The sequence below is a fragment of the Ruegeria sp. AD9 genome (genome assembly GCF_056542305.1).
Genome location: NZ_JBQFZP010000004.1, coordinates 17,510 through 44,490, shown reverse-complemented (window position 1 = coordinate 44,490; position 26,981 = coordinate 17,510). Strand labels below are relative to the sequence as shown.

The following is a 26,981-nucleotide window of genomic DNA, read 5'->3' as shown; positions in this document are numbered from 1 at the left end:
GGCACCCCACCCCCCACCGCGTTAACCTTCGCCAAATCGCGACAGAGGAATCCTCGCCATGCCCTTCACACTTGCCACCTGGAACATCAACTCGGTCCGACTGCGCGAACCTATCGTGCTGAAACTGTTGGAAGAAGAGGCACCGGATGTTCTGTGTTTGCAGGAATGCAAGTCTCCGGTTGAAAAGATCCCGACCGAAGGGTTCGCGGCGCTGGGCTATACCCACATGATTGCCCGTGGCCAGAAAGGATATAATGGCGTCGCCATCCTGTCCCGCCTGCCGATAGAGGAGGTGGGCGACATGGATTTCGCAGATCTCGGCCACGCACGCCACATAGCCGGGCGGTTGGAGAATGGTGTCACGATCCACAACTTCTATGTCCCCGCTGGCGGTGATGTGCCAGATCGTGAAGTGAATGAGAAATTTGGCCAAAAGCTCGACTATCTCACGGGCATGCGCGATTGGTTCCACGCAGAAAAGCCGAAAAAATCCATCCTCGTCGGCGATCTGAACATTGCCCCGCGTGAAGATGACGTCTGGTCACACAAACAATTGCTCAAGATCGTCTCGCACACTCCGATTGAAGTGGAACATCTGGCCGAGACCCAGGACGCGGGTGGTTGGGTCGATATCACCCGGCAGGATATTCCCGAAGGGCAGCTTTTCAGCTGGTGGTCCTACCGGGCCCGCGACTGGGATGCGGCAGACAAGGGGCGGCGGCTGGATCATGTCTGGGCCACGCCCGATATTTCGAATGCGGGTCATTCCAGTCGCATTCTGCGGGATGCGCGTGGGTGGGAGAAGCCCAGTGATCATGCGCCGGTCTTTGCGACTTTCGACATCTGAACTGAAACTCTGCCCTTGGTTTCTGCGACAAGCGATTGCATATAGAGCGCAAGTTCGAACGAAAGAGTGATTGCCATGGACATCCTGAACGGCGCAGCCGCCCCAGCCACCGATCTGATCAAGGACGGGACCGAGGCCACTTTTATGGTCGATGTGGTCGAAGCTTCGCAGGAAACGCCTGTTATCGTTGACTTCTGGGCACCCTGGTGCGGCCCGTGCAAGACGCTGGGCCCGCTGCTGGAAGACGCTGTTACCGCCGCCAAAGGCGCGGTGAAGATGGTCAAGATCAACGTGGACGAGGCACAGATGATCGCCTCGCAAATGCGCATCCAGTCGATTCCAACGGTCTACGCGTTTTTTAAAGGGCAACCCGTGGACGGTTTTCAGGGCGCGCTGCCGGGGTCCGAAATCAAGGCTTTCGTAGACCGCGTGATCGAGACGTCAGGTGGGGAAAGCCCCGGTGGTCAATTGGATGACGCCGTAATTGCCGCCGAAGAAATGCTGAGCGAAGGCGCAGCGGCAGATGCCGCGCAGACTTTTGCCGCCGTTCTTGGCGAAGACCCGAACCACGCGGCAGCATATGGCGGGCTGGTGCGGGCACATATCGCCACTGGCGATCTGGAGCATGCCGAGGCCATCCTGAACGGTGCACCGGCTGAAATATCCAACTCGGCCGAGGTCGAGGCTGCGCATGCGCAATTGCAGCTGGCCAAGCAAGCGGCTGATGCGGGTTCGGTGGCTGATCTGACAGCGGCCGTTGAAGCAGACCCCGAAAATCTTCAGGCCCGGTTTGACCTGGCACAGGCATTGCATGCGAACGGCGAAGTGGAAGAAGCCGTGGCGCAATTGCTGGAATTGTTCCGCCGGGATCGTGAGTGGGATGACGGGGCCGCCAAGACCCAGCTTTTCACGATCTTTGATGCGCTCAAGCCCAATGACCCGATCGTTCTGAACGGTCGCCGCAAACTCAGCTCGATGATATTTGCCTAATTTCTGATCAGAGCTAGAATTGGGACATGATGCATCCCGCCGATCTGCCGGACACCGTATCCGTGTTCCCCTTGCCCGGGGCGCTGTTGTTGCCCCGCTCGCGCTTGCCGCTTCACATCTTCGAGCCGCGCTATTTGCAAATGCTGGACGATGCGCTCAAGACCAAGGAACGGCTGATTGCGATGGTCCAGCCAAATCCTTCGGCCCATGATGAGAACAAACTGCACCGCATCGGATGCGTCGGGCGTGTGACCCAGTTTTCCGAAACGGAAGATGGCCGTTATCTGATCACGCTGACCGGTGTGTCCCGGTTCCGCGTGGTGTCAGAGTTGGACGCTTTCACGCCATACCGGCGGTGCGAAGTTTCGTGGGACGGCTTTGACAGGGATCTGGGCAAGGCCGAAAACGACGACAGATTCAATCGCACCAAGTTCCTGGCTTTGCTGGAACGCTTCTTTTCGTCCCGGCAATTGTCCACCGATTGGGCTTCACTGAAAGACGCCGAGGATGAATTGCTGGTGAACTCGCTGTCCATGTTGCTGGACTTTGACCCGGAAGATAAACAGGCCTTGTTAGAGGCCCCTTGCCTGCGCACACGGCGCGAGACGCTGATGACATTGATAGAATTCGCAATGCGAGGCGGATCGAATGAGGAAAAACTGCAATGACTGACCCTGAACACGCCTTTGATCGCCGCATGCTCGAAGCTCTGGTCTGCCCGCAGACGCAAACGACCCTGCGCTATGACGCCGAAAGGCAGGAACTTGTGTCACAGGCAGCAGGTCTGGCTTTTCCCATCCGCAACGGCATTCCGGTCATGCTGGTCGACGAGGCACGGCAGCTGGACTAAATTGGCTGCCCTTGCAGCAGCTTGGGCAAATCTCCGGTCAAACCGGCGGCTTCGCGGACGAAACCGCGCCGCAACCCCGGCAGTGCGCCGACAATTCCCATACCAACGTCTCGCCCAATGCGCAGCAACGGGTTGTCGTTCGAGAACAGTTTGTTGAAAACATCCGTTGCCATCGCAAGAGCAGCGGTGTCGAACCTGCGCCATTCCTGATAGCGTTCCAGCACCATAAGCGACCCGATGTCTTCGCCGCGCCGCCCTGCCAAGGTCAGAACCTCTGCCAGCGCGCCGACATCACGCAGACCGGCGTTAAGGCCCTGACCGGCAATCGGGTGCATCCCGTGGGCGGCATCCCCGACCAGTGCCAGACGATCAGCGACAAAGGAATTGGCGATGGTCAGGTTCAAAGGATAGGTGAAACGATCTCCTGCCAGGCGGATTTCACCTAGGAAATCGCCGAACCGTGGGCGTAGGACTTGCAGATAGTCGCCCTCGGGCAGGGCGTTGATCTGTTGCGCGGCCTTGGTGCGTTCGCTCCATACAATGGAACTGCGATTGCCGGTCAGCGGCAGAATCGCCAAGGGGCCTGGCGGCATGAAGAACTGATGGGCAATGCCGTGATGCGGCAGCTCGTGTTCAATGGCGCAGACAAGTGCGGTCTGGCCATACTCCCAACCTGTGCGCTTGATACCTGCGCGGCGCGCGGTGCCGCTGTGGCGGCCGTCACACCCAACCAGCAGGCTGCTGTTCACAGTCGAACCATCGTCCAGCGTCACGGTCACTCCAGTGGTGTCGGCTTGTTGCGACACAACAGTCTTGCCACTCAGCTGAGTGATGCGGGGCTCATCAGCCATAGCGTCCAGAAAGGCGCGGCGCAGGTGACGGTCTTCGACCATATACCCCATCGGGCCTTCTTCTATTTCGGCGTGGTCGAAATGCATGAAAAACGGTGACGGGCCTGTACCGGCGTGGCCGTCTGTGACCTTGATCTCCAGCATCGGTTGGGCGTGTTCCGCAACGCGGTCCCAGACACCGATGGCAGCCAGCAAGCGCTGTGACGCCAAGGCCAGCGCATAGGCTCGCCCGTCGAATGCTGCATTCTTGCGGACCTTCTCTTCCAGCGCATCAATCACTGTGACCGAATGTCCGGTTTGTGCCAGAGCCAATGCCAAAGCCGGGCCGTTCAGCCCGCCGCCCACGATCAGAATGTCAGATGCCTGTGTCATGCCCTGCAATATGCGCGCCCTTTCGGGATTGTCCATGTGCAGTCCTGTCGCTACCGTTCTTTCAAGCCAAAAAGCAGGAGGGGGCGGGATGCAGGATTGGTTGACCATGACGGCGTGTGATTTGGGCCGTGGAATTGGGATGGGCCAGATCGATCCGGTTGAATTGACGGAAACCTACCTGTCCGCAATAGACGCCCATCCGCACCGCGACCGCATCTATGCCCGCGTCACCCATGACCGCGCCCGCGCCGAGGCCGAAGCCGCGCAGCAACGCGCGAAGATGGGATTGCGGCGGTCGTTGCTGGATGGGGTTCCCATTAGCTGGAAAGACCTGTTCGACACCGCTGGTACTGCGACCGAGGCCGGGTCGGCGCTTTTGAAAGACCGGGTGCCGGACGCGGATGCACTTGTGGTACGCCACGCAACCCAGATGGGAACGGTCTGTCTGGGTAAGACGCATATGAGCGAGCTGGCCTTTTCCGGCCTTGGATTGAACCCGATCACTGGTACGCCGCCTTGCATTGACGATGAGGACGCCGTGCCTGGCGGTTCATCTTCAGGCGCGGCGGCTTCGGTTGCGTGGGGTTTGGCAGCTGGGGGTATCGGGTCCGATACTGCTGGGTCAGTACGCATCCCATCGGCTTGGAACAATTTGGTTGGACTAAAAACCACCGCCGGGCGGATAAGTTTGGAAGGGGTTGTACCTCTGCGCCTTCGGTTTGACACGGTGGGCCCTTTGGCGCGCTCAGTTGAAGACGCAGCACATATGCTGGCTTTGCTTGAGGGCGGAACGCCTGCCGATCTGCGAGGTGCAAACTTGAAAGGCCGCCGTTTTGCAGATTTGCAAAACGTGGTTAAAGACGATTTGCGCGATGTACCGCGAGTCGCTTATGAGGTTGGTTTGGAACGACTTCGAGACGCAGGCGCAAAGGTTATACCTCTTGAGGTTCCCGAACTTCACAACGCAATGTCCCTGTCTAGTGTTGTCGATCCCACCGAATCGTACGGACTGTGGCGAGATGTGATCGAAGCGAATCCTGATGTAATGTATCCTCCGATACTGGAACGGTTCCGGGCTGGAAAAGACGTATCCGGTCCGGACTACGTCGCTGCGTGGTCGAAGCTAGAAGCCTGTCGCGCGGCATGGGATACCGCCACCGCCGGGTTCGATGCCGTTCTTGCGCCAACCGTTCCCAATCTGCCACCCAATCTGGACCGGTTGATGACCGATCACGACTATTACGTGACTGAAAACCTGCTGGCCCTTCGCAACACGCGGATCGGCAACCTGATGGGGCTTGCGGCGCTGACCCTGCCCACCGGAACGCCCGGTTGCGGGCTGATGATGATGGGGTATCCGAACTCGGAAGAGGCCCTGTTGCGGTTGGGGTCAGCGGCAGAATCGGCATTGGCCTGAATGCCACAATCCACTGATTCGGAACCTCTTTGTCTGGACGAAGAGGTATGCGGGCTGTAATCTGCCAAAAAAACGGGGCGCAAATGACCCCGATATTGAGGCAGTAATATGGATTTTCCCGAGCGGTTTTCGAACCTACCGGAATATGCATTCCCGCGTTTGCGCGCCCTGTTGGATCACCATCAACCGGGCGGTGACGTCGTTCATATGACGATTGGCGCGCCCACGCACGACTTTCCGGCCTGGGTGACGGATGTTATCATGGAAAACGCGGCCGGGTTTCAGGGCTATCCGCCGAACGAAGGCTCGGAAGACCTGCGCGGTGCAATCACGGGCTGGATCAAGCGGCGCTATGGGGTCGAAATGGACCCTGACACCAACGTCATGGCGCTGAACGGCACACGTGAGGGGCTGTATAATGCGGCCATGGCGCTGTGCCCGGAACAGAAGAATGGCAAACAACCGATCATCCTGTGCCCGAACCCGTTTTATCAGGTCTACATGGTCGCGTCGATTTCGGTGGGTGCGCAACCTTATTTTGTCCCTGCAACCGCCGCGACAGGTCATCTGCCGGATTATTCCAGCCTGCCCGAAGATGTGCTGAACCGAACTGCGGTGGCTTATATCTGCTCCCCGGCCAACCCGCAGGGTGCAGTTGCGTCGCGCGACTATTGGGCTGACCTGATCCGTCTGGCCGAGGCTTACGATTTCCGCATTTTTGCCGACGAGTGCTATTCCGAGATTTACCGTGACCAAGCCCCGACGGGGGTTCTGACTGTCGCGCAGGAACTGGGGGCTGATCCCGAACGGATCACGCTGTTTAATTCCCTGTCCAAACGCTCGAACCTGGCCGGTTTGCGTTCGGGCCTGATTGCAGGTGGACCAAAGTCCATCAGCCAGGTGAAAAAGCTGCGCACCTATGCCGGGTCCCCACTGCCTTTGCCCTTGCAAGCCGCCGCCGCGCGCGTCTGGGCGGATGAGACACATGTCGAGCAAAACCGCGCGCTCTATCAGGAGAAATACGCCATTGCTGATGAGGTGTTTGCGGGCGTGCAAGGTTACATGTCGCCAGAGGCCGGGTTCTTTCTGTGGTTGCCGGTCGAGAATGGCGAGGACGCGGCATTGAAGGTTTGGAAGGATACCGGGGTTCGGGTTCTTCCTGGCGCATATCTTTCACAAGGCGATCCGGGGAACAACCCGGGCGAAGGCTTTATCCGGGTTGCATTGGTAGCCCCAAAAACAGAGTTGCAGCGTGGTCTGATCACACTCCGCGACTGCATCTATACGTGAGGTACGAGGGCAAAATGGCATCATATAATGCGCGAAACCGCGACCCATTGCTGGACAGCACAACACAGGCAGCCCTTGAGCGACGCAGTAAAGAACTGATCGGTATCGCGCTGATCCTGTTGGGCTTGGCCGCGGCTGCGATGATCTGGTCCTATACGCCCGATGATCCCAACTGGATGGTTTCGACCGATGCACCGGTGCAGAACTGGATGGGACGGGTGGGCGCGTCTATTGCAGCCCCCTTGTTCATGATCGTGGGCTGGGGAAGCTGGGGCATCGCGCTTGTTCTGGTTGGATGGGGTCTGCGTTTTGCGGGCCATTTCGGTGAAGACCGGGCCATTGCCCGCCTGATCTTTGCCCCGATCTGGATCGCTGTAGCCTCGGTTTATGCCGCTACCCTTGTTCCCGGTGCCGAGTGGCGTGCAACGCATAGCTACGGTTTGGGCGGTTTGTTTGGCGACACGGTCATGGGCGCGTTGCTGACGCTGTTGCCGATGTCCTCGCATTTTCTGGTCAAACTGATGTCGCTGGCCATGGCCGTCGGTATGACCGCGCTGGGTGTTTTTGTGCTGGGCTTCACCAAGGCCGACGTGAAACGCGGCTTCCGGGCCTTCATCCTGGGCCTTGTGATGTCTTATGACATGCTGATGACGCTGATGGGGCGCGGTGCGGCCTCGGCCGCGCAAGCGGCACGGGATCGCCGGGCGCAGTGGGAAGAACGCAAGCTTGCTCGGGCTGAAGCGGCTGAAGCGATGTTTGACGACGAACTGGTCTATGCCGACCCTGTTTTTGAAGAACCGGAATTGGGACGCCCTGAACCTCCGGTCAAATCGGGCCTGTTGGCGCGAATGCCGTCGCTTATCCGTCGCCCCGATCCAGTGCCCGAACCCGAGCTGGTGGACCCGGAACCGATCGCGGGCTTTGACGACATGCCCGGCGAAGATCGCATCCGCTCCAAAATCTCGGCCGCCGTGCGAAATCGCAAGGTTGCCGTGGGCGAAATGACACCCGAGCCAGATCCCAGCCTGCCGTTGACCAAAGGTCGTGGACGCCGTCCCGATCCGCTGATCCTGAACCAGCATACCTTGTCCGAACTGCCCCCGGAACCGCCGGTGACGGCGTATGGTCTGCGCCCCGAGCCGCAGGTGTCCACTGGTGACACGCCAGAGGCACCAGAGCCTGCTTTGATGGGTTATGAGGCCGGGACGGAACAATACGACTACGCGTCCGAGTTGGATATCGATGATGAATCGGTTTTCGAGGATGTCGCCGATGCCATGCCGCAACCGCGTCAGGCGATGAAGATCCCAGTGGCTGAACCGCGGAAGCCTGTGGTGGCGCAGCCCGTGCGCCGGACACCGTTGCCGTCCCGTCGTGCGCAGGCCGAAGCGCAACCGGCATTGTCCTTCGAGGAACGACACTCTGATTTTGAACTGCCGCCTCTGGGCTTATTGTCCAACCCCGCAAATATCCAGCGCCATCACCTGAGCGATGAGGCCTTGGAAGAAAACGCGCGGATGCTGGAAAACGTTCTGGACGATTACGGCGTCAAGGGTGAGATCGTCAGCGTACGCCCCGGCCCGGTCGTGACCATGTACGAGCTGGAGCCCGCTCCGGGCCTTAAGGCGAGCCGTGTGATCGGTTTGGCAGACGATATTGCGCGCTCGATGTCGGCTCTTTCGGCACGTGTTTCGACACTGCCCGGCCGTTCGGTGATCGGGATCGAGTTGCCCAATGAAAACCGGGAAATGGTGGTTCTACGCGAAATCCTCGCCAGCCGCGATTTCGGCGATGGCAATCAGGCGCTGCCGTTGGCGCTGGGCAAGGATATCGGCGGCGCGTCCGTGGTGGCGAACCTGGCCAAGATGCCTCACCTGCTAATCGCCGGGACCACGGGTTCGGGCAAGTCGGTGGCGATCAACACGATGATCCTGTCGCTGCTTTACAAGCTGACGCCGGATGAATGCCGCCTGATCATGATCGACCCCAAGATGCTGGAACTGTCGGTTTACGATGGCATCCCGCATCTGCTGTCACCTGTTGTGACCGATCCGAAAAAAGCGGTCGTGGCCCTGAAATGGGTCGTGGGCGAAATGGAAGACCGCTATCGCAAGATGTCCAAGATGGGCGTGCGCAACATCGCTGGCTACAATGGCCGTGTGAAGGATGCGCTGGCCAAGGGCGAGTTGTTCAGCCGCACGGTGCAGACCGGGTTTGACGATGAAACCGGTGAACCAACATTCGAGACGGAACAATTCGCGCCCGAAGCGATGCCCTATATCGTCGTCATTGTTGATGAGATGGCCGATCTGATGATGGTCGCGGGCAAGGAGATCGAAGCGTGTATCCAGCGTCTGGCGCAAATGGCGCGGGCCTCGGGCATTCACCTGATCATGGCAACACAGCGCCCGTCTGTTGACGTGATCACCGGCACGATCAAAGCCAACTTCCCGACGCGGATTTCGTTCCAGGTGACCTCAAAAATCGACAGCCGTACCATTTTGGGCGAGATGGGCGCCGAGCAGCTGCTGGGGCAGGGCGACATGCTTTACATGGCCGGTGGCGCCAAGATCACCCGATGCCACGGGCCGTTTGTGTCGGATGAAGAGGTCGAGGAAATCGTCAACCACCTCAAACAATTCGGCCCGCCCGATTACGTGGGCAGCGTTCTGGATGGACCGGCCGAGGACAAGGTCGACAACATTGACGCCGTTCTGGGGCTGAATACGGGTGGCAACACGAACGGAGAAGACGCGCTGTACGATCAGGCGGTGGCAATTGTGATCAAGGATCGCAAATGCTCGACCTCTTACATTCAGCGGAAACTCGCCATCGGGTACAACAAGGCGGCGCGGCTTGTTGAGCAGATGGAAGAGGAAGGTGTTGTTTCGTCAGCAAATCATGTCGGGAAACGCGAAATCCTCGTCCCCGAGCAATAGGATATTTAATAACAAGGGCAGACAGCCTATCTGTACGGCATGAAACAGATTGCTTTTGCCCTTGCTTTGACACTGGCTGCACCAGCCGCCTGGGCGGCGGAAAAACTGCCGCTTTCGCAAATCTCAAGCTACCTGAACGGATTGAAAACGGTTCAGACAACGTTCACGCAGGTGAATGATGATGGCTCGTTGAGCACCGGGCAGCTGTGGATGCAGCGCCCAGGCAAGATGCGGTTCGAATATGACCCGCCCAACAGCGCTGTGGTGCTGGCGCGCTCGGGCAGTGTTCAGATCTTTGATCCCAAATCGAACCAGCCGCCCGAGCAATACCCGCTGAAGCGCACGCCGCTATCCATTGTGCTGGCGCGCAATGTGAATCTTGATCAGGCCAATATGGTTGTCGGCCACAGCTTTGACGGCACGGCCACAGTGGTCACTGCACAAGACCCCAAGAACCCTGAAGCAGGCCGGATTGAATTGATGTTCACCGATAACCCGGTCGAACTTCGCAAATGGGTGATCCATGACAACGCGGGCAGTCAGACCACAGTTCTTCTGGGCGCGCTGACCGAAAGCGATGACCTGGATCAGGGCCTTTTTTCGAACAAGGAAAGACGCGGGTCAGTCAATCGCTGACCCGTTGAGTATGACTCAGTACCGGCAGTTCGCTAATTGCGCCTGATACAGTTGCGCGCGTGCGTCCACGTCATTGGCCACGCTCAACAACCATGATTTGCTGTTGTGGGTGCCGCGTGCGTACCCCGTGTGGCCTTCGTGATAGGCCAGGTATTGATTGCGTGTGTCGCCGGGGTGGATGCCGTTGCGCTCATAGCTTTTGTTCATATACCAGCCGATGAAGTCCGACGCGTCGCGGATGCGATCCCGCTTGGCCCGACGCTTGCCGGTTTCGCGCTGATATTGATCCCAGGTGCCGTCCAGTGCTTGGCTGAACCCATAGGCGCTGCTTTGCCGCCCCATCGGGATCACGCCCAGCACGTAACGGTGCGGGGTACGTGCATCGTGGCGATATCGGCTTTCCTGATAAATCGTGGCCATCTGAACGTGAACCGGAACACCCCATTTCTGCTCGGTGCTTTTGAAAGCCTTGATAAAATCCGGTCGCTCGTGCGCAATACTGCACGCGTCGTTCAGTTTGCTGGGCGGTTGTTTTGACCCGCCGCCACAGGATGCCAAAAGCAGCACCCCGAAGAGTACGATAAGAATTCTGCTCATGTGCCTCATGCCTTTTTTGTTTATTCTAGCGTAGATTGAGCTCTGAGGAAATCACAATCGCTACAAAACAATGGCAAGAATTACGGGTAACGCCGCCACGGAAAGCACAGTGGACACCATGACCATGCCGGCAACGGCATCGGAATCGGCCTCAAATCGTTCTGCCAGCAAATATGAGGTCACAGCGACCGGCGTACAAATTTGCAGGACCAGAACGCCAAAGGCGACAGTGTCCAGATCAAACAACACTCCAATCCCCCAGCCCAACGCAAAGCAGACGATAAGTTTCAGGACTGACAACCAGAGTGCTTGCCCCAGACTGCGCGAGGTCAGGCGGGCGATTGCCACACCGACCGTGACCAACATCAGCGGAACAGCCATTTGCCCCAAAAGCTCTAACGTGTTGGTTAGAAATGTCGGAGTTTGCCACCCTTGCCACAAAAACACTGCACCCAGAATGGTCGCCCACGCCATCGGCTGGCGCAAGACTTGTCCCCATGCGCCTTTTCCGGCGACTAGGTATATTCCATAAGTGAAAGAAAACAGCGCAGTTACAGACAGAAAGATGACTGCGTAACCCAAGCCAATCTGTCCGAACGCAAAGATACATAGCGGCAAGCCAAGATTGCCGGTATTGCCGAAAATCAGAGGTGACAGGTACGTGCGCTGATCCAGTTTCAATACGCGAACCAGCAACCAGAACACCCCTGCCAGCAGAAGATTTGCGACCAGGGTCGCGGATGTGAAACGCGACAAATCTCCGCCCGGGATGTCGGTTTGCATGAGCGCAACAAAGATCAGACTGGGCATTGCCAGCGTCGTTGCAAAGCGTGTCACAAATTGCAGCCGGTATTCGAACCCCAGTTTGACCCAGGTAAAGCCAATGGCTGCCAAGAGAAAAACCGGGGCCACGATTTCGAACACTGTCAGTATTAGGTTCACAGACTGTTTCCCTGAATTTCACATCAATGATTGGCATTTCGGGCCAAAAACCGTTAGTAAAAGCGGTGGGGGCTGAAACAATGTTAAAGACACGCGCGAAATACGGATTGGGCCAGGTGGTCCGTCACAAGAAACACCCTTTTCGAGGGGTGATTTTTGACGTGGACCCAGAGTTTTCGAACACAGAAGAATGGTATCAGGCCATTCCGGAAGACAGCCGTCCAAGGAAAGAACAGCCGTTCTACCACCTGTTGGCAGAGAACGACCAATCCTTCTATGTTGCTTATGTTTCAGAACAAAATCTGGTTGCAGATTATTCCGGCGAGCCGGTTGAACACCCGGATATCTCCAACATGTTCGGCCCATTCGAAGACGGTGCCTACCCTCTGCATTTCCACCTGAACTAGGTCTGGCGAACCGGTCGGCATTGTACTGCCGCTGATCAGTATCCAAGGGCACACCCATCCTTGCGCGGGTCGCTGGCACCTTCCAAAACACCGTCTTTTCGGATTCGGATCGCTTGCGCTCCACCAAGCGGAGTTTCCGGAACTTCAATATTGTGGCCGATTTCAGACAATTGTTTCGCCACTTCTTCAGAATAGCCCCGCTCCAGTTTCAGGACATTTCCATCAAAAAAGGCACGCGGCGCGTTGATGCTTTCCTGTAGCTTCAGCCCAAAGTCCCTAAGGTTCGAAACGAAACGCGCGTGCCCGGTCGGTTGATAAGCACCGCCCATGACGCCGAATGGCATCGTGACACGGTCATTCTCGGTCAACATCCCCGGTATGATCGTGTGCATCGGGCGCTTGCCACCAGCCAGTTCATTGGGGTGACCCGGCTGAAGCGTGAACCCCGCGCCCCTGTTCTGAAGCAGAATGCCGTATTTCTCGGACGCGATCCCTGACCCAAAGCTATGAAAGATCGAGTAAATCAGCGACACAGCCATAAGGTCGCGGTCGACCACCGTGATATAGACCGTGTCTTTGTGTACGGCTTCCGTCAAAGGTGCTGCTGCGGGCATTGCGCGTTTTGGGTCAATCAATGCCGCCAGCCTGACTGCTACATCCATATCAAGAAACCGCTCGGCCCGCGCGACATGATCGGGATCAGCAATGAACCGGTTGCGCGCGTCATAAGCCAGCTTGGTGGCTTCAGCCTCGATATGAACCCGTTCTGCTCCAAATGGATCCATACTGGCCAGATCGAACTGTTTTAGAATGTTCAGCAGCAGGATCGCGGTTGCACCTTGGCCGTTCGGCGGGTGTTCGACCAGATCAACACCCTTGTAGGCCCCGCGCATGGGCTGCGTTTCAGTGCACTTGGTGCGGTGGAAGTCCTCGGCGGTGTGGACACCTCCGAGTGCGGACAGAGCCCGGATTATATCCTCGGCAATGTCTCCTGAATAAAAAGCGTCGTGTCCCTGACTGGCGATCCTGCGCAAGACCTCAGCCTGACCGGGGGCGCGAAAGATCTGCCCGATTGCGGGTATTTGCCCATTGATCAGATAATGATCACGCGCAGCGCCCTGTAATGTGGCCGCCCCTGTTTTCCAGTCAAATGCAACCCGAGGGGCCACCGGAACGCCAGCATCGGCATAGTGGATTGCGGGTTCCAGAATCGCGCCCAGCCCCAAACGTCCTTCGGTTTCTGCAAGGTGACAGAAGGCGTCCACGGCACCGGGAACAGTCACCGCGTCCGGGCCGTTCAACGGTACAGATGACAGACCCTTGTCTCGCAAGGGCTGCGCCCGTGCAGCGGCCGGTGCGCGACCCGATCCGTTCAATGCGCGTATCCGGTTTTCGCCCGCACGGCTGAACAAAACGAAACAATCGCCGCCCAACCCGGTCATCTGCGGTTCGCAAATCCCAAGCAGAACTGCACCTGCAATCGCTGCGTCCATGGCGTTGCCGCCGCGCTCAAGAATATCGATTGCCACCTTGGCGGCCAGCGGGTGCGACGTTGCGCACATCCCCCGCGTTGCAAAAACTTCCGACCGGCCAGGTTTGTGCAGATCACGCATGGTGGTTCTTTCTCCTTAAAACAGGGGAAAGCTATTCTCTGATTGCCGGTTGTCCAGTCAATTCAAGTTGGGGAGGAGATCCTCGGCGCCGTTCACTGGGTGGGGGCTGTGATAATTGGCGCCGAGGGAAGCTATCTGAGCTACGATTCACTGTATGGCGGCGATTTGCGGCGCGACAATGTTTCGAAAATGGCGTTATTGTGGCCAATTGCGGCTGATTACCCGTTCTTGTCAAAGTTAAATCGCAAGGATAGCCGATTGCACCCGTCGCGACGCTCATAACAGATATCGCTGGTAAGTTGATGAATCAGGAACCAGCCGAATCCGCCTTCGGGCAGATCCTGAATGCGGGTTCCCAGTGGTGCTGGTGTTCCGTCTGGTGGTTCGTAGCCGGGCAATGGATGGCCCGTGTCCGAGATCAGAATGTCCAGGCGGTTTCTGTCCAACCGGCATGTGACCTGAACCCCGGCCGGGGCCACGTCCATATAGGCATGTTCCACAACGTTGTTGATTGCTTCTGCCAGTGCGATCTTGACGTCGTCCGCCTTGTGCGGCGGCAACCCTCGTTTCGCCAGTCCGGCACTGAGTTTCGCAATCCCCGCGCTGGCTTCTGTTTCCGTTGCGGGAAAGCTCACTTCCAGGCAGGTCGCGTTACAAATGGGCTCCATGTTGTCGCACTCCTGCTCTTGTCACCTGTCCGGTTTCGACAGGGCGTCATCCAGTGTCGCAAACAACCTGAACACAGTATCCATGCGCGTCAGGCGAAAGACCTTTTCCACCACGGGCTGCGGGCCTGCCAGATCAAGCCTTCGGTTCAGCCCCAGTTGTTTCATGGAGGCCACGATTGCGCCCAGCCCGCTTGAATCGATGAACTCGACACCTGAAAGGTCAAGGACAACCCGATCAGCGCAGGCCTCGGTCTCAGCGCGCATGTCTTCTTTGAACTGAATGGCCATCGCAGCGTCGATCCGGTCAGAGTGAACGGTGATAATCTGTGTCGTACCGTCTGATGTGCTGGTCAGCCCCATGGTCCGGCCGCCCTCCAATCTGAAAATGAGTCGTAGAAATACGCTAGACGCGAATTCTTACCATTCGGTATTCAAGGACTGGACGACAGGAGGATTATCCGGATGAGAGATGTTGTTATTGCAGGTGCTGCCAGAACGCCAATGGGTGGTTTTCAGGGCATGTTCGACGGTGTCGCAGCATCCGAGCTTGGCGGCGCAGCGATTCGTGCCGCGTTAAAGCAGGCAGGGGCACAGACGGTTGACGAGGTGTTGATGGGATGTGTCCTGCCCGCAGGTCAGGGGCAGGCTCCGGCGCGCCAGGCGGGTTTCGCGGCGGGCTTGGGCGAGGAGGTTCCCGCCACCACGCTGAACAAGATGTGTGGTTCCGGGATGAAGGCGGCGATGATGGCCTTCGACCAGATCGCATTGGGTTATGCGGATACAATGGTCGCCGGAGGTATGGAGAGCATGACCAACGCGCCCTACCTGCTGCCGAAAATGCGGGGCGGTGCGCGCATCGGTCATGGTCAGGTAATCGACCACATGTTCCTTGACGGGCTGGAAGACGCCTATGACAAGGGCCGCCTGATGGGAACCTTTGCCGAAGACTGCGCTGAGGCGTATCAGTTCACCCGCGAAGCGCAGGATGAATATGCCTTGAAATCCTTGTCCAACGCACTTTCCGCGCAAGAAAGCGGTGCTTTCGCGGGCGAGATCGTCCCCGTCACAGTGCGCACGCGAAAGGGTGAGGTTGTACAGGTGGCTGACGAGCAACCCAAATCTGCCCGTCCCGAGAAAATTCCGACGCTGAAACCCGCTTTCCGCAAGGACGGGACAGTGACCGCCGCCAATTCCTCGTCAATATCCGACGGCGCGGCGGCGCTTGTTCTGGTATCGGCTGAAACGGCAGAAGCGCGAGGGCTGACAGTTCGGGGCCGGATTCTGGGACATGCCAGCCATGCTCAAGCGCCCGGACTTTTCACGACTGCGCCGGTTCCGGCGGCGCAAAAGCTCCTGTCCCGCATCGGTTGGAACAAGGATGATGTCGACCTGTGGGAGGTCAATGAAGCCTTCGCAGTTGTGCCGATGGCTTTCATGCACGAGATGGGATTGCCGCGCGACAAGGTGAACGTAAATGGCGGTGCCTGTGCCTTGGGCCATCCTATAGGAGCATCTGGCGCCCGTATAATGGTCACCTTGTTGAACGCGCTCGAGAAACGAAATCTCAAGCGGGGAGTTGCTGCAATCTGCATCGGCGGCGGTGAAGGAACAGCTATCGCGATCGAACGCATTTGACCCTTCATCTTTTTCGAAATACTCCGGGGGTTCGGGGGCAGAGCCCCCGGGGTTTTCCAAGGGGTTCGGGACCTATGACCGTCGATTACAGTACGCTGGCCAGTACAATTGCAGCATTGACCGAAGGCGAAACCGATCAGGTTGCCCTGATGGCCACCGTTGCTTGCGAGGTCCACTATTCTGACGACCGTTTCGACTGGACCGGGTTTTACCGGGTGACAGAACCGGGCTTGCTGAAGATCGGCCCCTACCAGGGCGGGCATGGCTGTCTGGTCATCCCGTTCGCGCGCGGCGTCTGCGGGGCGGCAGCGCGCACTGGCGAAGTGCAGCTGGTGCCGGATGTCGACGCGTTTCCGGGTCACATCGCTTGCGCCAGTTCAACCCGGTCCGAACTTGTTCTGCCGGTGCGGAACGCAGCGGGCGAGTTGATTGCAGTTTTCGACATCGACAGCAATCAACCCGATGCGTTCTCAACTGAAGACGCGGATAACCTGTCCGCGATCCTGTCAAAGACCTTCGCACAAGCCTGATTGATTCTCGGTCCGTACAAGGTGCGTCTACCGGTTTCCTCTTTTCGATTTCGCTCGGGGCCTGATAAAACCGGAAAGCCCGATACGTATTGGATTAACCATGGTTCCAGGCCATTTCCGAACTCCGCGCCTTTCGGTTCGCAACTGGAAGGTTGAACTCACCGATCCGCGATTGCGAGCTCGGCTTGAAGATGATCTTGTCGCGCTTCTGACCCCTGCGGTCCTGAAACACCTGCCACCGTCGATGCAGTTGCAGGGCCGGGAAATTTCGAACTGGATTGATGACAGACGTGCTGAAAGCGATATTCTGCTTGCGCGCTATAACCGCGGTAACCACCTTATTGGCCTATTCGTGTTGGCCATGAGTACAGAGGCCGATTCAATTCCAAACCTTCACGTTGGCTATCTGATTGCAGAATCCGCTTGGGGGAATGGCTACGCCTCCGAGATTTTGCAAGGCTTGCAGGACGCATTGACGCCTGGGCCTGCCGTGCGTCTCATTGCCGGGGTCGGGCGTGACAATCCGGGTTCAGCCCGCGTTCTGCAAAAAACAGGCTTCACGCTTTGGCAGGAACGCGCCTCTGCCACCACCGATACATATGTTTGCCATATCAGCTGAGTGACCGAACCGTCAGGGCATAGCCAATCCGGAATACGGGCTTGCGTGAAAAAATGCTTGGAAATTTCACGGAATCGAGGCATCGTGAAAAACGAGATCAAATTTTCACGAGAGTTGGAGCCCCCTTGAACAGCCAGGCCCCGCAAAGTGCAACACTTGGTGCAGATATCCGCGCGCTGCGCAAGGCGCGTGGATTGACGCTGAGTGCTATCGCAACCCGGCTGGACAGGTCTGTCGGCTGGCTCAGCCAGGTTGAGCGTGACATGTCTGAGCCGTCGATCTCGGACCTGAGGCAGATCGCCGAATGCCTTGGCGTACCCATGTCGATGTTGTTTGCGCATTCGGCGGCACCTGCGGACGAGCAGGGATATGTCGTGCGTGCCGGCTCGCGCCGGCCCATGGGGTCGGGCGAGGAAGGGTTGATCGAAGAACTGCTCTCGCCGGATCTGACCGATGATTTCGAAATGGTACATTCTACCTTCAAACCCAACTCGCAGATGCAGACACCGGCCAATCGTCCGACACAGGAAGTCGGATACATGATCTCGGGCAAGTTGGACCTGACAATCGGGGCGCGCGCGTTCACGGTTGGGCCAGGTGACAGTTTTCGGATCCGACACGAACCTTATCAATGGGCCAACCCTTACGACGAGCCCGCTGCGGCCATCTGGGTCATCGCCCCGCCGGTCTACTGATGTCGTTCGAAGCCTGGACCATATTTGCGTTTTTCTGGGTGGTTTTCGTAACCACGCCGGGCCCAAATGCGGTCAATTGCATCTCAAACGGGATGAGCCTTCCGTTCCCAAAGGCAATGCTGGGCGTATTGGCAATTCTCACGCAAGCCAGCGCCTTTCTGATCCTGTCTGCGCTGGGTGTGACGGCCCTGATCGCCGCATCGCCGACCGGGTTCTTTGTCGCCAAACTGATTGGCGCGGGGTTTTTGATCTGGTTGGGCATTCGCGGATGGATGAATGCAACAAAACCCGCACCAGCCTCCGAGCGTCCGGCGCGACATGTCTATCTGCACGCGCTGGCAGTGGCAACGATCAATCCCAAAAGCGTCGCCGGATACCTGGCCGCGTTTTCGCAGTTCGTTCAGCCCGAGGTCCCGGTCTGGCAGCAGATGGGGGTTATCATGCCTACCGCGCTGATCATCACCACACTCAGCTACACCGGCTTTACGGCGCTGGGCGCCTTGATGGGCAGGGCAGCGCTGAGCGCCGTGTTCAATATCTGGGTGCGCCGGATCATGGCGGCCTGTTTTGTCATCTACGGTGTGTTGTTGGGAACCAGCACCACACCCGCAACAAAGGGGTAGTCAGATGCATAAGGGATCCTGCCTTTGCGGCTCGGTCGCGTTCACGATCAACGGAGACATGTCGCCGCCTTCGGTCTGCCATTGCGGACAATGCCGCAAACAGTCGGGCCATTTCTGGGCTTCGACCTCAACCCATCAGGACAACCTGAGTTTCTCGGCCAGCGACACGCTAAGCTGGTATCGCGCGTCTGACATCGCCCGACGGGGGTTCTGCAGCAAATGTGGCTCGTTTCTCTTCTGGCAACACAACCAGGAGGACACGATTTCGATCTCCATGGGCGCACTCGATGTTTCCACGGGTTTAAAGCTCTCAAAGCACATCTTTGTGGCTGACAAGGGCGATTATTACGACATCACGGACGATCTGCCTCAAGAGGCACAGTAACAAGGATCAAAACGCATGAGTGATTTTCCAACAAAAGCCCGCGTGGTCATTATCGGCGGTGGCGTGGTGGGGGCTTCCTCGCTATATCACCTTGCCAAGAAAGGCTGGACCGATTGTGTTCTGCTGGAAAAGAACGAACTGACTGCCGGGTCGACCTGGCATGCGGCAGGGAACGTTCCGACCTTTTCGACCTCATGGGCGATCATGAACATGCAGCGCTATTCGACCGAGCTGTATGCGCGTCTGGGCGAGGAAGTCGATTACCCGATGAACTACCACCAGACCGGTTCGATCCGACTGGCGCATTCGAAAGAACGTGTGCAGGAGTTCGAGCGCGCCATGGCGATGGGCCGCTATCAGGGGATTCCGATGGAAATGTGGACCCCGGAAGAAGCGAAAGAGCGTTATCCCTTCCTGGAAACGCATGACCTTGAAGGTGTTCTCTACGATCCGACGGATGGCGACATCGATCCGGCGCAGCTAACCCAGGCGCTGGCCAAAGGCGCGCGCGATATGGGGCAGAAGATCATCCGTTTCTGCCCGGCGACTGGCGTGACGCAGCATGATGACGGCACCTGGACCGTGCACACGGACAAAGGCGATATAGCCTGTGACTATGTTGTGAACGCAGCCGGGTATTATGCACAGCGCGTGGGCGAATGGTTCAAGCCCTTCGGTGGCCGCACCGTTCCGGCAATGGTCATGAGTCACCAGTACCTGCTGACCGATGAAATCCCCGAGATCGAAGCATGGACCAAGCAAAGCGGTGCCAAGCTGCCGCTACTGCGTGATGTGGATGTCTCTTACTACCTGCGGCAGGAAAAGAACGGCTTCAACCTTGGTCCTTACGAGCCGAACTGCAAGGGCCACTGGATGACCGAAGACGATCCGATGCCGGATGATTTCAGCTTTCAGCTGTGGAATGACGATCTGGACCGCATCGAAGATATCGTCACCGATGCGATGGAGCGAGTGCCGCTGATGGCAACCTCGGGCGTTGGACGCGTCATCAACGGGCCGATCCCTTACGCGCCTGACGGGCTGCCTTTGATCGGCCCGATGCCCGGCGTCAAGAACGCGTTCGAAGCACATACTTTCACGTTTGGCATCGCGCAGGGCGGTGGCGCAGGCAAGGTTCTGGCCGAGTGGGTCGTTGATGGCGCGACCGAATGGGATATGTGGGCCGTCGATCCGCGCCGCTATACCGATTACACCGATCAGGATTATTGCAACCAGAAAGGCATGGAAGTTTATGGCAACGAATATGCCATGCACTTCCCGCACCATGAATGGCCTGCCGCACGAGACAAGAAGCTGTCGCCCGTGCATGACAAGGTGATCGCGCACGGCGGTGTCATGGGGGCCTATAGCGGCTGGGAACGCGCCAACTGGTTTGCACAGCCCGGCGATGACACCTCGCTGGACGCGACCCATACTTGGGGTCGGTCCGGACCGTGGGAACAGCGGATCAAGGAAGAATGTGAGGCCGTGCGCGATCATTGTGGCGTGTTGGACCTGCCGGGCTTCTCGCGGTTCAAAATACAGGGGCCGGGTGCTGATGAATGGCTGCGCGGTCTGGTTGCAGGGGCATTGCCCAAGATTGGTCGGGTTGGGCTGGTTTACTTCGCAGATGACCGCGGGCGTATCCTGACCGAAATGTCGGTCACGCGCGAGGCCGAAGACCTGTTCGTTCTGGTCACTGCAGCGACCGCGCAATGGCATGACCGTGAATGGCTTGTGCGTCACATACCTGCCGATGCCGAGTTCACGCTGGAAGACTGGACAACGCGGATGAGCACGCTGATCGTTACCGGGCCTCGATCTCGGGACATTCTCAGCAAAGTTACCGAGGCCGATCTGACCTTGCCGTGGCTCAGCTTTCAGGAAAGCGAAATCAAAGGCGGATGGGTCGCTCTGCTGCGTGTCTCATTCGCTGGTGAGCTGGGCTGGGAAGTTCACGCTGAAAATGCGGATATGCCTGCAATCTACGACGCGATCATCGATGCCGGTGCCAAGCCGTTTGGAATGTATGCGCTGAACTCGCTGCGGATCGAAAAAGGGTACCGCGCCTGGAAGGGCGATCTGTCGACCGACTATTCCCTGCTTGAAGGCGGGTTGGAACGGTTCGTCAAGCTCGACAAACCACAGGACTTCCCGGGCAAGGCTGCAATCCTGAACGAAAAGCAGCGAGGCGTGAAAAAGTCCTTCGTCACCCTGACCGTTGATGCGGGCGATTGCGACGCGCCGTATATGTCCTGTATCTGGCAAGGCGATGAGATCGTCGGCGAAACCACATCCGGCGCATGGGGCTACCGCGTTGGCAAATCCATCGCGCTGGGCATGATCCGGGCCGAGTTTGCCAACCCCGGAACTGAACTTGAGGTCGAAATCTACGGTCAGAAATGCCGCGCCGTGGTAGAGCTGGATCAACCGCTCTGGGACCCCGAGAACGAGCGGTTGCGGGCGTGACGCGTCTGGCGACCATGTCCGGCGTCTATCTGACCGGCCATGGCGGAACAGAGGCGCTGGAATGGCGCGACGATATCCCAGTCCCGGCCCCTGGGCCGGGGCAGGTGCTTGTTCGGGTCGCCGCGGCAGGGGTCAATAACACGGATATCAACACAAGGGTCGGCTGGTATTCATCGGATGTCACCGGCGGGACGGATGCCGTCGATCAGGATATTGAAGCCGGAGGGTGGGGCGGCGCACTGAACTTTCCCCGCATTCAGGGCGGCGATCTGTGCGGGATCGTTGAAGAAGTCGGGCCAAACACGGGGTTCAAAAAGGGCCAGCGTGTGACGTGCCCGATCAACCTTCCACGTCCGCGCCCCGGCAAACCTCAGGGCTTTATTGCGCTCGGGTCAGAGATTGATGGGGCCTTTGCCCAATACTGTCTGGTTGAAGCAAATGATCTTTACGACGTAAGTGCATCGCCCCTGTCTGATGTTGAAATTGCGGCCATTCCCTGCGCCTTTGGTACTGCCGAAAACCTGCTGACGCGCGCGGGCGTGACGTCTGGGCAAAAAGTTCTGATCACTGGCGCGTCAGGCGGCGTCGGTCTGGCGGCGGTGCAGCTTGCGGCGCTGCGCGGAGCATCGGTTTGGGGTGTGACGGCTGCAGAGAAGGCAGAGGTCGTCAGATCCCAAGGGGCGTTGGGCACATTTGCCCGGGATGAGCTGCCGCCGCAGGATATGTTCGACGCGGTTATAGATGTTGTTGGCGGGCCCGCATGGGCATCGCTGATCCTTGCCCTGAAGCCCGGCGGGCACTACGCCGTTTCTGGGGCAATCGCCGGCCCGATTGTCGAGGCTGATCTGCGGGACATCTATTTGCGCGACATCACCATTCACGGCTGCACGCATCAGGCACCCGAAGTCTTTGGCCGCCTAGTGGAGTTGATGAATACCGGACGGATCAAGCCACTGGTTTCCCGAACCTACCCGTTGAAGGATATCGTCCGCGCACAGGCTGATTTTCAGGCAAAGACCCTTCCGGGTAAACTCGTGCTGCTGCCTTAAGGAGCAACGACATGACAAAGATCACTCTGTTGGACGGTTCAATTGGACAGGAATTGGTCAAACGCAGCGGAGACCGGGCGACGCCACTATGGTCCACACGTGTGATGATCGACCACCCTGATCTGGTCGGCGCGGTGCATGGCGACTACTTCCGTCGTGGTGCCACGGTTGCCACCACCAATACCTATGCCGTCCACCGTTCACGCCTAGTGCGAGTGGGGATGGAGGACCAGATGCCCGCCCTTATCGACACTGCCCTGACACAGGCCGAACGTGCTCGTACTTCGACCGGGGGGCGGATTGCGGGGTCTCTGGGGCCGCTTCTTGCATCTTACCGACCCGACCTGAATCCCGACCCGGCAGATGCGGCGGGAAAGTTTGCTGAACTTGTGGCTTTGATGGCTGCGCGCGTCGATCTGTTTCTGATCGAGACAGTATCTTCGGTGCAGGAGGCCGAGGGTGCGCTGCGCGGAACGACCGGATGTGGCAAACCAGTCTGGCTGTCATTCACGGTCAATGACGAAGATGGCAGCCGCCTCAGGTCCGGCGAACCGCTCAGGGATGTCGCGCCCTTGGTTGCAGAGTTTTCACCTGATGCGCTGCTGATCAATTGTTCGCGCCCCGAAGCGATCCCAGCTGCTCTGGACATCCTGTCCGGCATGAACAAGCCTTATGGTGCCTATGCCAACGGCTTTACACATATTTCGGATGAGTTTCTAATGGACGCGCCGACAGTGGATGCGTTGGATCAACGCCATGATCTTGGTCCCGATGCCTATGCGGATCACGTCATGCGTTGGGTCGATCAGGGGGCCACGATTGTCGGTGGATGCTGCGAGATCGGCCCGGACCACATCGAAGCGCTGGCCAAGCGGTTGCGTACTGCCGGGCATGAGATCGTCTAAGGTGACAGCGATGAGGAAATTTGCTTCTGAATCACCGCAGGCGATACAGCAACATTTCGATATTTTGGTCGCACCCGGATTTGTGCTGCTTGAACTGGCCTCATTGGTCGAGGTTCTCAGGCTGGCAAATCGTGTGTGTCCGAAGCCGCCGTTCACTTTTGCCTATCGGTCGCTCAAAGGTGGCCCGATCTCCAGCAGCAGCGACGCGGTGGTGCAAACGGAACGCGTGCAGGCGCAGCCCAAGGCGAATTATCTTTTTGTGATTGGCAATTCTGACCCGGATCACCCGGACTTGTCTTTGGGGCGGGTGGTGTCGGATTACACCTTCCGGGATGCCAAGGTGTTTCTGCTGGCGGAAGCCGCCAGCCGGTATATCGACGAACAGGGTACAGACGACTTGGCAACCCACTGGGAGAATGCCTCGTTCCTGCGGGAACGCGGGGCCCGGTTTGAAGCCAAACTGTCGATTGCAACCGAACAGGGCGCCGTTGTGACCTGTGCCGGAATGGAGGCGACAACAGATATCGCGCTGGCAGTGATCGGCCGTCATATCTCGGGGCCCGCAAAAATGACCGTGGCGGACATCATGTTGCATGAAAACATCCGGGATTTCGCCTCGATGCAGCCATTCTCTGGTGTAAAGTTGACGGCGACCGGAGATGTGAAGCTGGATCAGTGCATCAAGCTCATGCAGGCCAATATCGAAGACCCTCTGCCGATCAATCAGATCGTCGATTCGCTGCAACTGTCGAACCGCTCGCTTGAGCGTAAGTTCAAAACCTTCTTTGGCACCACGCCCAACGGATTCTATCGTGAAATGCGGCTGGCCAAGGCCAATAACCTGCTTCTGAACACCACTATGAGCGTTCGCGAAATCGGGTTGGCCTGTGGTTTTCCGAACGGGTTTTCGTCTGTTTACAAAAGCTTCTTCGGGGTCACGCCTTTTGTCGTTCGACGTGAAAAGCGGGCCGCGACACATCGGTGAAAACTGCTGATCTTGTGACGTTTTTGGTGCATTTGTTGTCGATCTTCCGTGGCAGCTTACGCCAAACCTGACACAGCGGAGATTTCAGGATGGTTGATCTTCCCAGCAAGGCCCGAGTGGTCATCATCGGTGGCGGCGTCATCGGATGTTCGGTCGCGTATCATCTGACCAAGAAGGGCTGGACTGATGTTGTTCTTCTAGAGCGCAAGCAACTGACCAGCGGCACCACCTGGCACGCGGCGGGCCTGATCGGGCAACTGCGCGCGTCTTCCAACATGACCAAACTGGCGCGCTATTCCGCCGAGCTTTATCTGGGCCTTGAGGAAGAGACCGGTGTCGCCACCGGCCTGCGTCAGGTCGGGTCCGTTTCGGTCGCCCTGACCAGTGAGCGGTTGGAAGAGCTTCACCGAAATGCGGCAATGGCCCGTGCCTTTGGCGTGCCGGTCGAAGAGCTGTCACCGACCGAAGTCAAAGAGCGATATGAGCACATCAACCTCGACGGCGTGGCAGGTGGCGTTTGGTTGCCAACCGATGGCCAGGCGGATCCTGCTAATATTGCCTTGGCGTTGGCCAAGGGTGCGCGTCAACGCGGTGGGGTGATCAAGGAACGGGTGAAGGTGACCGGGATTTCCCGGCACGGACGGCGTGCAACCGGTGTCGACTGGGTCAGTGATGACGGGCAAACCCAAGGGCATATCGCCTGTGATATGGTTGTCAATTGCGCGGGAATGTGGGGGCGCGAGGTAGGCAAGATGGCCGGCGTGAATGTGCCGCTGCACGCCTGCGAACATTTCTACATCGTCTCTGAACCCATTGAAGGGTTGAGCCAAATGCCGGTTCTGCGGGTGCCGGATGAATGCGCCTACTACAAGGAAGACGCGGGCAAAATGATGTTGGGCGCATTCGAGCCCAATGCCAAACCCTGGGCCATGAACGGTATTCCTGACAGCTTCGAGTTCGACCAACTGCCCGAGGATTTCGACCACTTCGAACCGATCCTCGAAGCGGCGTGCAACCGGATGCCAATGCTGTCCGAGGCGGGTATTCACACCTTCTTCAACGGCCCCGAATCCTTTACTCCCGACGACGCCTATCACCTGGGTCTGGCGCCCGAGATGGACAATTTTTGGGTCGCGGCCGGGTTCAACTCGATCGGTATCCAGTCCGCCGGTGGCGCGGGCATGTCGCTGGCCGAGTGGATGGATACCGGTGAAAAGCCCTTTGATCTGGGCGACGTGGATATCGGTCGGATGCAGCCGTTTCAGGGCAATAAGAAGTACCTTTTTGAACGCTCAAAAGAAACGTTGGGACTGCTCTACGCCGATCACTATCCCTATCGTCAGAAAGTCACCGCGCGCGGTGTGCGCCGAACCCCGTTCCACCATCACCTGAAAGAACAAGGCGCCGTTTTTGGCGAACTCGCAGGTTGGGAACGTGCCAATTGGTACGCGAATGAAGGGCAGGAGCGCGAATACCAGTACAGCTGGAAGCGCCAGAACTGGTTCGAGAATTCCGCTGCCGAGCACAGAGCCGTGCGCGAGAATGTGGGCATGTATGACATGTCTTCCTTCGGCAAGATTCGCGTGGAAGGCACTGATGCTGAAAAGTTCATGAACTACATCGGCGGGGGAGACTACTCGGTCCCTGTCGGCAAGATCGTCTATACGCAGTTTTTGAACCGCACGGGCGGGATCGAAGCGGACGTCACCGTGACCCGCCTGACCGAAACTACCTATCTGGTCGTGACCCCCGCAGCCACACGCTTGGCGGATCAGACATGGATGATGCGCCATGTCGGGGATTTCAACGTGGTCATTACAGATGTCACAGCGGGTGAAGGCGTTCTCGCTGTCATGGGGCCAAACGCTCGGGCTCTGCTGGAGAAGGTTTCGCCCAATGATTTCACAAACGCGAACAACCCCTTTGGCACCGCGCAGGAAATCGAGATCGGCATGGGCCTGGCCCGCGCTCATCGCGTGACCTATGTGGGTGAGCTTGGGTGGGAAATCTATGTTTCTTCGGACATGGCGGGCCACGTCTTCGAGACGCTGCATGAGGCCGGTCAGGACATGGGGCTGAAGCTGTGTGGTATGCACATGATGGACAGCTGCCGGATCGAAAAGGGTTTCCGCCATTTCGGCCATGATATCACCTGTGAGGATCACGTGGTTGATGCTGGTCTTGGCTTTGCCGTCAAGGTGGACAAAGGTTGTGATTTTATCGGGCGTGAAGCGGTGATTGCACGAAAAGAAAGCGGCCCCAAAAGCCGTCTGGTACAGTTCCGTCTGACCGACCCTGAACCGCTGTTGTTCCACAACGAGCCGATCGTGCGTGATGGCGAATATGTCGGCTACCTGAGTTCCGGCAACTACGGTCACAGCCTCGGCGGTGCCATCGGAATGGGCTATGTACCGTGCGAAGGTGAAAAGGCCGCAGACGTTCTGGGTTCAACCTATGAGATCGATGTTTGCGGCGTGAAGGTCAAAGCCGAAGCATCGCTTAAACCGATGTATGACCCGAAATCCGAACGGGTTAAGGTCTGACAAACAGGGGAGGGGGCGCTGCCCCCGCCGCCCGTGCCGGGCGACTCCCCCGGGATATTTTGGGCCAGATGAAGTGCGGATCCCTTGCTTCACCTGGCTCTAAATATCCTGGAGCGCGAGGCAG

26 protein-coding genes are annotated in these 26,981 nt (G+C 58.1%); 20 read left to right on the top strand and 6 right to left on the bottom strand.

The window, feature by feature from the left end; translation table 11 throughout:
* Nucleotides 1-58: 58 nt before the first annotated feature.
* From ACR0AM_RS07415 to ACR0AM_RS07400, 4 genes are all read left to right on the top strand, one after another.
* A complete protein-coding gene (locus tag ACR0AM_RS07415) occupies nt 59-847 on the top strand; it encodes an exodeoxyribonuclease III (RefSeq protein ID WP_480622536.1) in 789 nt (262 codons plus the stop codon).
* A 75-nt stretch (nt 848-922) separates the two neighbouring features.
* The gene (gene trxA, locus ACR0AM_RS07410) at nt 923-1,837 is read left to right on the top strand and encodes a thioredoxin (RefSeq protein WP_480622535.1); all 915 of its coding nucleotides are present in this window, start codon (nt 923-925) and stop codon (nt 1,835-1,837) included.
* Nucleotides 1,838-1,863: 26 nt separating this feature from the next.
* Complete coding sequence (locus tag ACR0AM_RS07405; protein ID WP_209504974.1) at nt 1,864-2,505, top strand: LON peptidase substrate-binding domain-containing protein; 642 nt, start codon at nt 1,864-1,866, stop codon at nt 2,503-2,505.
* On the top strand, nt 2,502-2,687 hold the full coding sequence (locus tag ACR0AM_RS07400; protein WP_209504973.1) for a Trm112 family protein: 186 nt from the start codon (nt 2,502-2,504) through the stop codon (nt 2,685-2,687). Before ACR0AM_RS07405 ends, ACR0AM_RS07400 begins: the two co-directional genes overlap by 4 nt.
* Here the strand turns inward: ACR0AM_RS07400 and ACR0AM_RS07395 are convergent.
* Entirely contained in the window at nt 2,684-3,946 is a 1,263-nt protein-coding gene (locus tag ACR0AM_RS07395; RefSeq protein ID WP_480622534.1) for an FAD-dependent monooxygenase, read from the bottom strand. The genes ACR0AM_RS07400 and ACR0AM_RS07395 overlap by 4 nt on opposite strands.
* 52 nt (nt 3,947-3,998) lie before the next feature.
* Here ACR0AM_RS07395 and ACR0AM_RS07390 point away from each other — a divergent pair, with 52 nt between their 5' ends.
* The 4 genes from ACR0AM_RS07390 (at nt 3,999) to ACR0AM_RS07375 (ending at nt 10,192) form a co-directional block, all read left to right on the top strand.
* Nucleotides 3,999-5,327, top strand: coding sequence for an amidase (locus ACR0AM_RS07390; protein ID WP_480622533.1), 1,329 nt, complete (start codon nt 3,999-4,001; stop codon nt 5,325-5,327).
* Nucleotides 5,328-5,435: 108 nt separating this feature from the next.
* Nucleotides 5,436-6,617: an aminotransferase class I/II-fold pyridoxal phosphate-dependent enzyme gene (locus tag ACR0AM_RS07385; RefSeq protein WP_480622532.1), complete on the top strand. Its 1,182-nt coding sequence runs from the start codon at nt 5,436-5,438 to the stop codon at nt 6,615-6,617.
* 14 nt (nt 6,618-6,631) lie between these two features.
* Nucleotides 6,632-9,556 (top strand): DNA translocase FtsK, encoded by a 2,925-nt coding sequence (locus tag ACR0AM_RS07380; RefSeq protein ID WP_480622531.1) that lies wholly within the window; start codon nt 6,632-6,634, stop codon nt 9,554-9,556.
* A 39-nt stretch (nt 9,557-9,595) separates the two neighbouring features.
* Entirely contained in the window at nt 9,596-10,192 is a 597-nt protein-coding gene (locus ACR0AM_RS07375; RefSeq protein ID WP_480474135.1) for a LolA family protein, read from the top strand.
* 15 nt (nt 10,193-10,207) lie between these two features.
* On the opposite strand, the gene ACR0AM_RS07370 is transcribed toward ACR0AM_RS07375, so the two are convergent.
* The gene (locus tag ACR0AM_RS07370; protein WP_209504968.1) at nt 10,208-10,789 is read right to left on the bottom strand and encodes a transglycosylase SLT domain-containing protein; all 582 of its coding nucleotides are present in this window, start codon (nt 10,787-10,789) and stop codon (nt 10,208-10,210) included.
* 60 nt (nt 10,790-10,849) lie between these two features.
* Nucleotides 10,850-11,731: an AEC family transporter gene (locus tag ACR0AM_RS07365; RefSeq protein WP_480493874.1), complete on the bottom strand. Its 882-nt coding sequence runs from the start codon at nt 11,729-11,731 to the stop codon at nt 10,850-10,852.
* An 80-nt stretch (nt 11,732-11,811) separates the two neighbouring features.
* Here ACR0AM_RS07365 and hspQ point away from each other — a divergent pair, with 80 nt between their 5' ends.
* Nucleotides 11,812-12,138 (top strand): heat shock protein HspQ, encoded by a 327-nt coding sequence (gene hspQ / locus ACR0AM_RS07360; RefSeq protein ID WP_209504966.1) that lies wholly within the window; start codon nt 11,812-11,814, stop codon nt 12,136-12,138.
* 35 nt (nt 12,139-12,173) lie between these two features.
* Here the strand turns inward: hspQ and ACR0AM_RS07355 are convergent, their stop codons facing one another.
* The 3 genes from ACR0AM_RS07355 to ACR0AM_RS07345 all read right to left on the bottom strand — a co-directional run bounded on the left by ACR0AM_RS07355 (nt 12,174) and on the right by ACR0AM_RS07345 (nt 14,779).
* The gene (locus ACR0AM_RS07355; protein WP_480622530.1) at nt 12,174-13,751 is read right to left on the bottom strand and encodes a gamma-glutamyltransferase family protein; all 1,578 of its coding nucleotides are present in this window, start codon (nt 13,749-13,751) and stop codon (nt 12,174-12,176) included.
* A 218-nt stretch (nt 13,752-13,969) separates the two neighbouring features.
* On the bottom strand, nt 13,970-14,419 hold the full coding sequence (locus tag ACR0AM_RS07350; protein ID WP_480474132.1) for an ATP-binding protein: 450 nt from the start codon (nt 14,417-14,419) through the stop codon (nt 13,970-13,972).
* A 21-nt stretch (nt 14,420-14,440) separates the two neighbouring features.
* A complete protein-coding gene (locus ACR0AM_RS07345; protein WP_480493872.1) occupies nt 14,441-14,779 on the bottom strand; it encodes an STAS domain-containing protein in 339 nt (112 codons plus the stop codon).
* Nucleotides 14,780-14,881: 102 nt separating this feature from the next.
* On the opposite strand from ACR0AM_RS07345, the gene ACR0AM_RS07340 reads away from it, so the two are divergent.
* The 11 genes from ACR0AM_RS07340 (at nt 14,882) to ACR0AM_RS07290 (ending at nt 26,857) form a co-directional block, all read left to right on the top strand.
* Nucleotides 14,882-16,054, top strand: coding sequence for an acetyl-CoA C-acyltransferase (locus ACR0AM_RS07340; protein WP_480622529.1), 1,173 nt, complete (start codon nt 14,882-14,884; stop codon nt 16,052-16,054).
* Nucleotides 16,055-16,128: 74 nt separating this feature from the next.
* Nucleotides 16,129-16,584 (top strand): GAF domain-containing protein, encoded by a 456-nt coding sequence (locus tag ACR0AM_RS07335; protein WP_480474129.1) that lies wholly within the window; start codon nt 16,129-16,131, stop codon nt 16,582-16,584.
* A gap of 100 nt (nt 16,585-16,684) precedes the next feature.
* Nucleotides 16,685-17,203, top strand: a complete 519-nt coding sequence (locus tag ACR0AM_RS07330; protein ID WP_480622528.1) for a GNAT family N-acetyltransferase — start codon at nt 16,685-16,687, stop codon at nt 17,201-17,203.
* Nucleotides 17,204-17,328: 125 nt separating this feature from the next.
* Nucleotides 17,329-17,898: a helix-turn-helix domain-containing protein gene (locus ACR0AM_RS07325; RefSeq protein ID WP_480474127.1), complete on the top strand. Its 570-nt coding sequence runs from the start codon at nt 17,329-17,331 to the stop codon at nt 17,896-17,898.
* Nucleotides 17,898-18,521 carry a LysE family translocator gene (locus ACR0AM_RS07320; protein ID WP_480474126.1) on the top strand — a complete coding sequence of 208 codons (624 nt, stop codon included), beginning with the start codon at nt 17,898-17,900 and terminating at the stop codon, nt 18,519-18,521. Before ACR0AM_RS07325 ends, ACR0AM_RS07320 begins: the two co-directional genes overlap by 1 nt.
* A 4-nt stretch (nt 18,522-18,525) precedes the next feature.
* A complete protein-coding gene (locus ACR0AM_RS07315) occupies nt 18,526-18,906 on the top strand; it encodes a GFA family protein (RefSeq protein WP_480622527.1) in 381 nt (126 codons plus the stop codon).
* Between the two features lie 15 nt (nt 18,907-18,921).
* Entirely contained in the window at nt 18,922-21,375 is a 2,454-nt protein-coding gene (locus ACR0AM_RS07310) for a GcvT family protein (protein ID WP_480622526.1), read from the top strand.
* Between the two features lie 14 nt (nt 21,376-21,389).
* Nucleotides 21,390-22,424: an alcohol dehydrogenase catalytic domain-containing protein gene (locus tag ACR0AM_RS07305; protein WP_480622695.1), complete on the top strand. Its 1,035-nt coding sequence runs from the start codon at nt 21,390-21,392 to the stop codon at nt 22,422-22,424.
* Nucleotides 22,425-22,435: 11 nt separating this feature from the next.
* A complete protein-coding gene (locus tag ACR0AM_RS07300; protein WP_480622525.1) occupies nt 22,436-23,329 on the top strand; it encodes a homocysteine S-methyltransferase family protein in 894 nt (297 codons plus the stop codon).
* A gap of 10 nt (nt 23,330-23,339) precedes the next feature.
* Entirely contained in the window at nt 23,340-24,314 is a 975-nt protein-coding gene (locus tag ACR0AM_RS07295) for a GlxA family transcriptional regulator (protein WP_480555049.1), read from the top strand.
* 89 nt (nt 24,315-24,403) lie between these two features.
* A complete protein-coding gene (locus ACR0AM_RS07290) occupies nt 24,404-26,857 on the top strand; it encodes a GcvT family protein (protein ID WP_480622524.1) in 2,454 nt (817 codons plus the stop codon).
* Nucleotides 26,858-26,981: the final 124 nt, after the last annotated feature.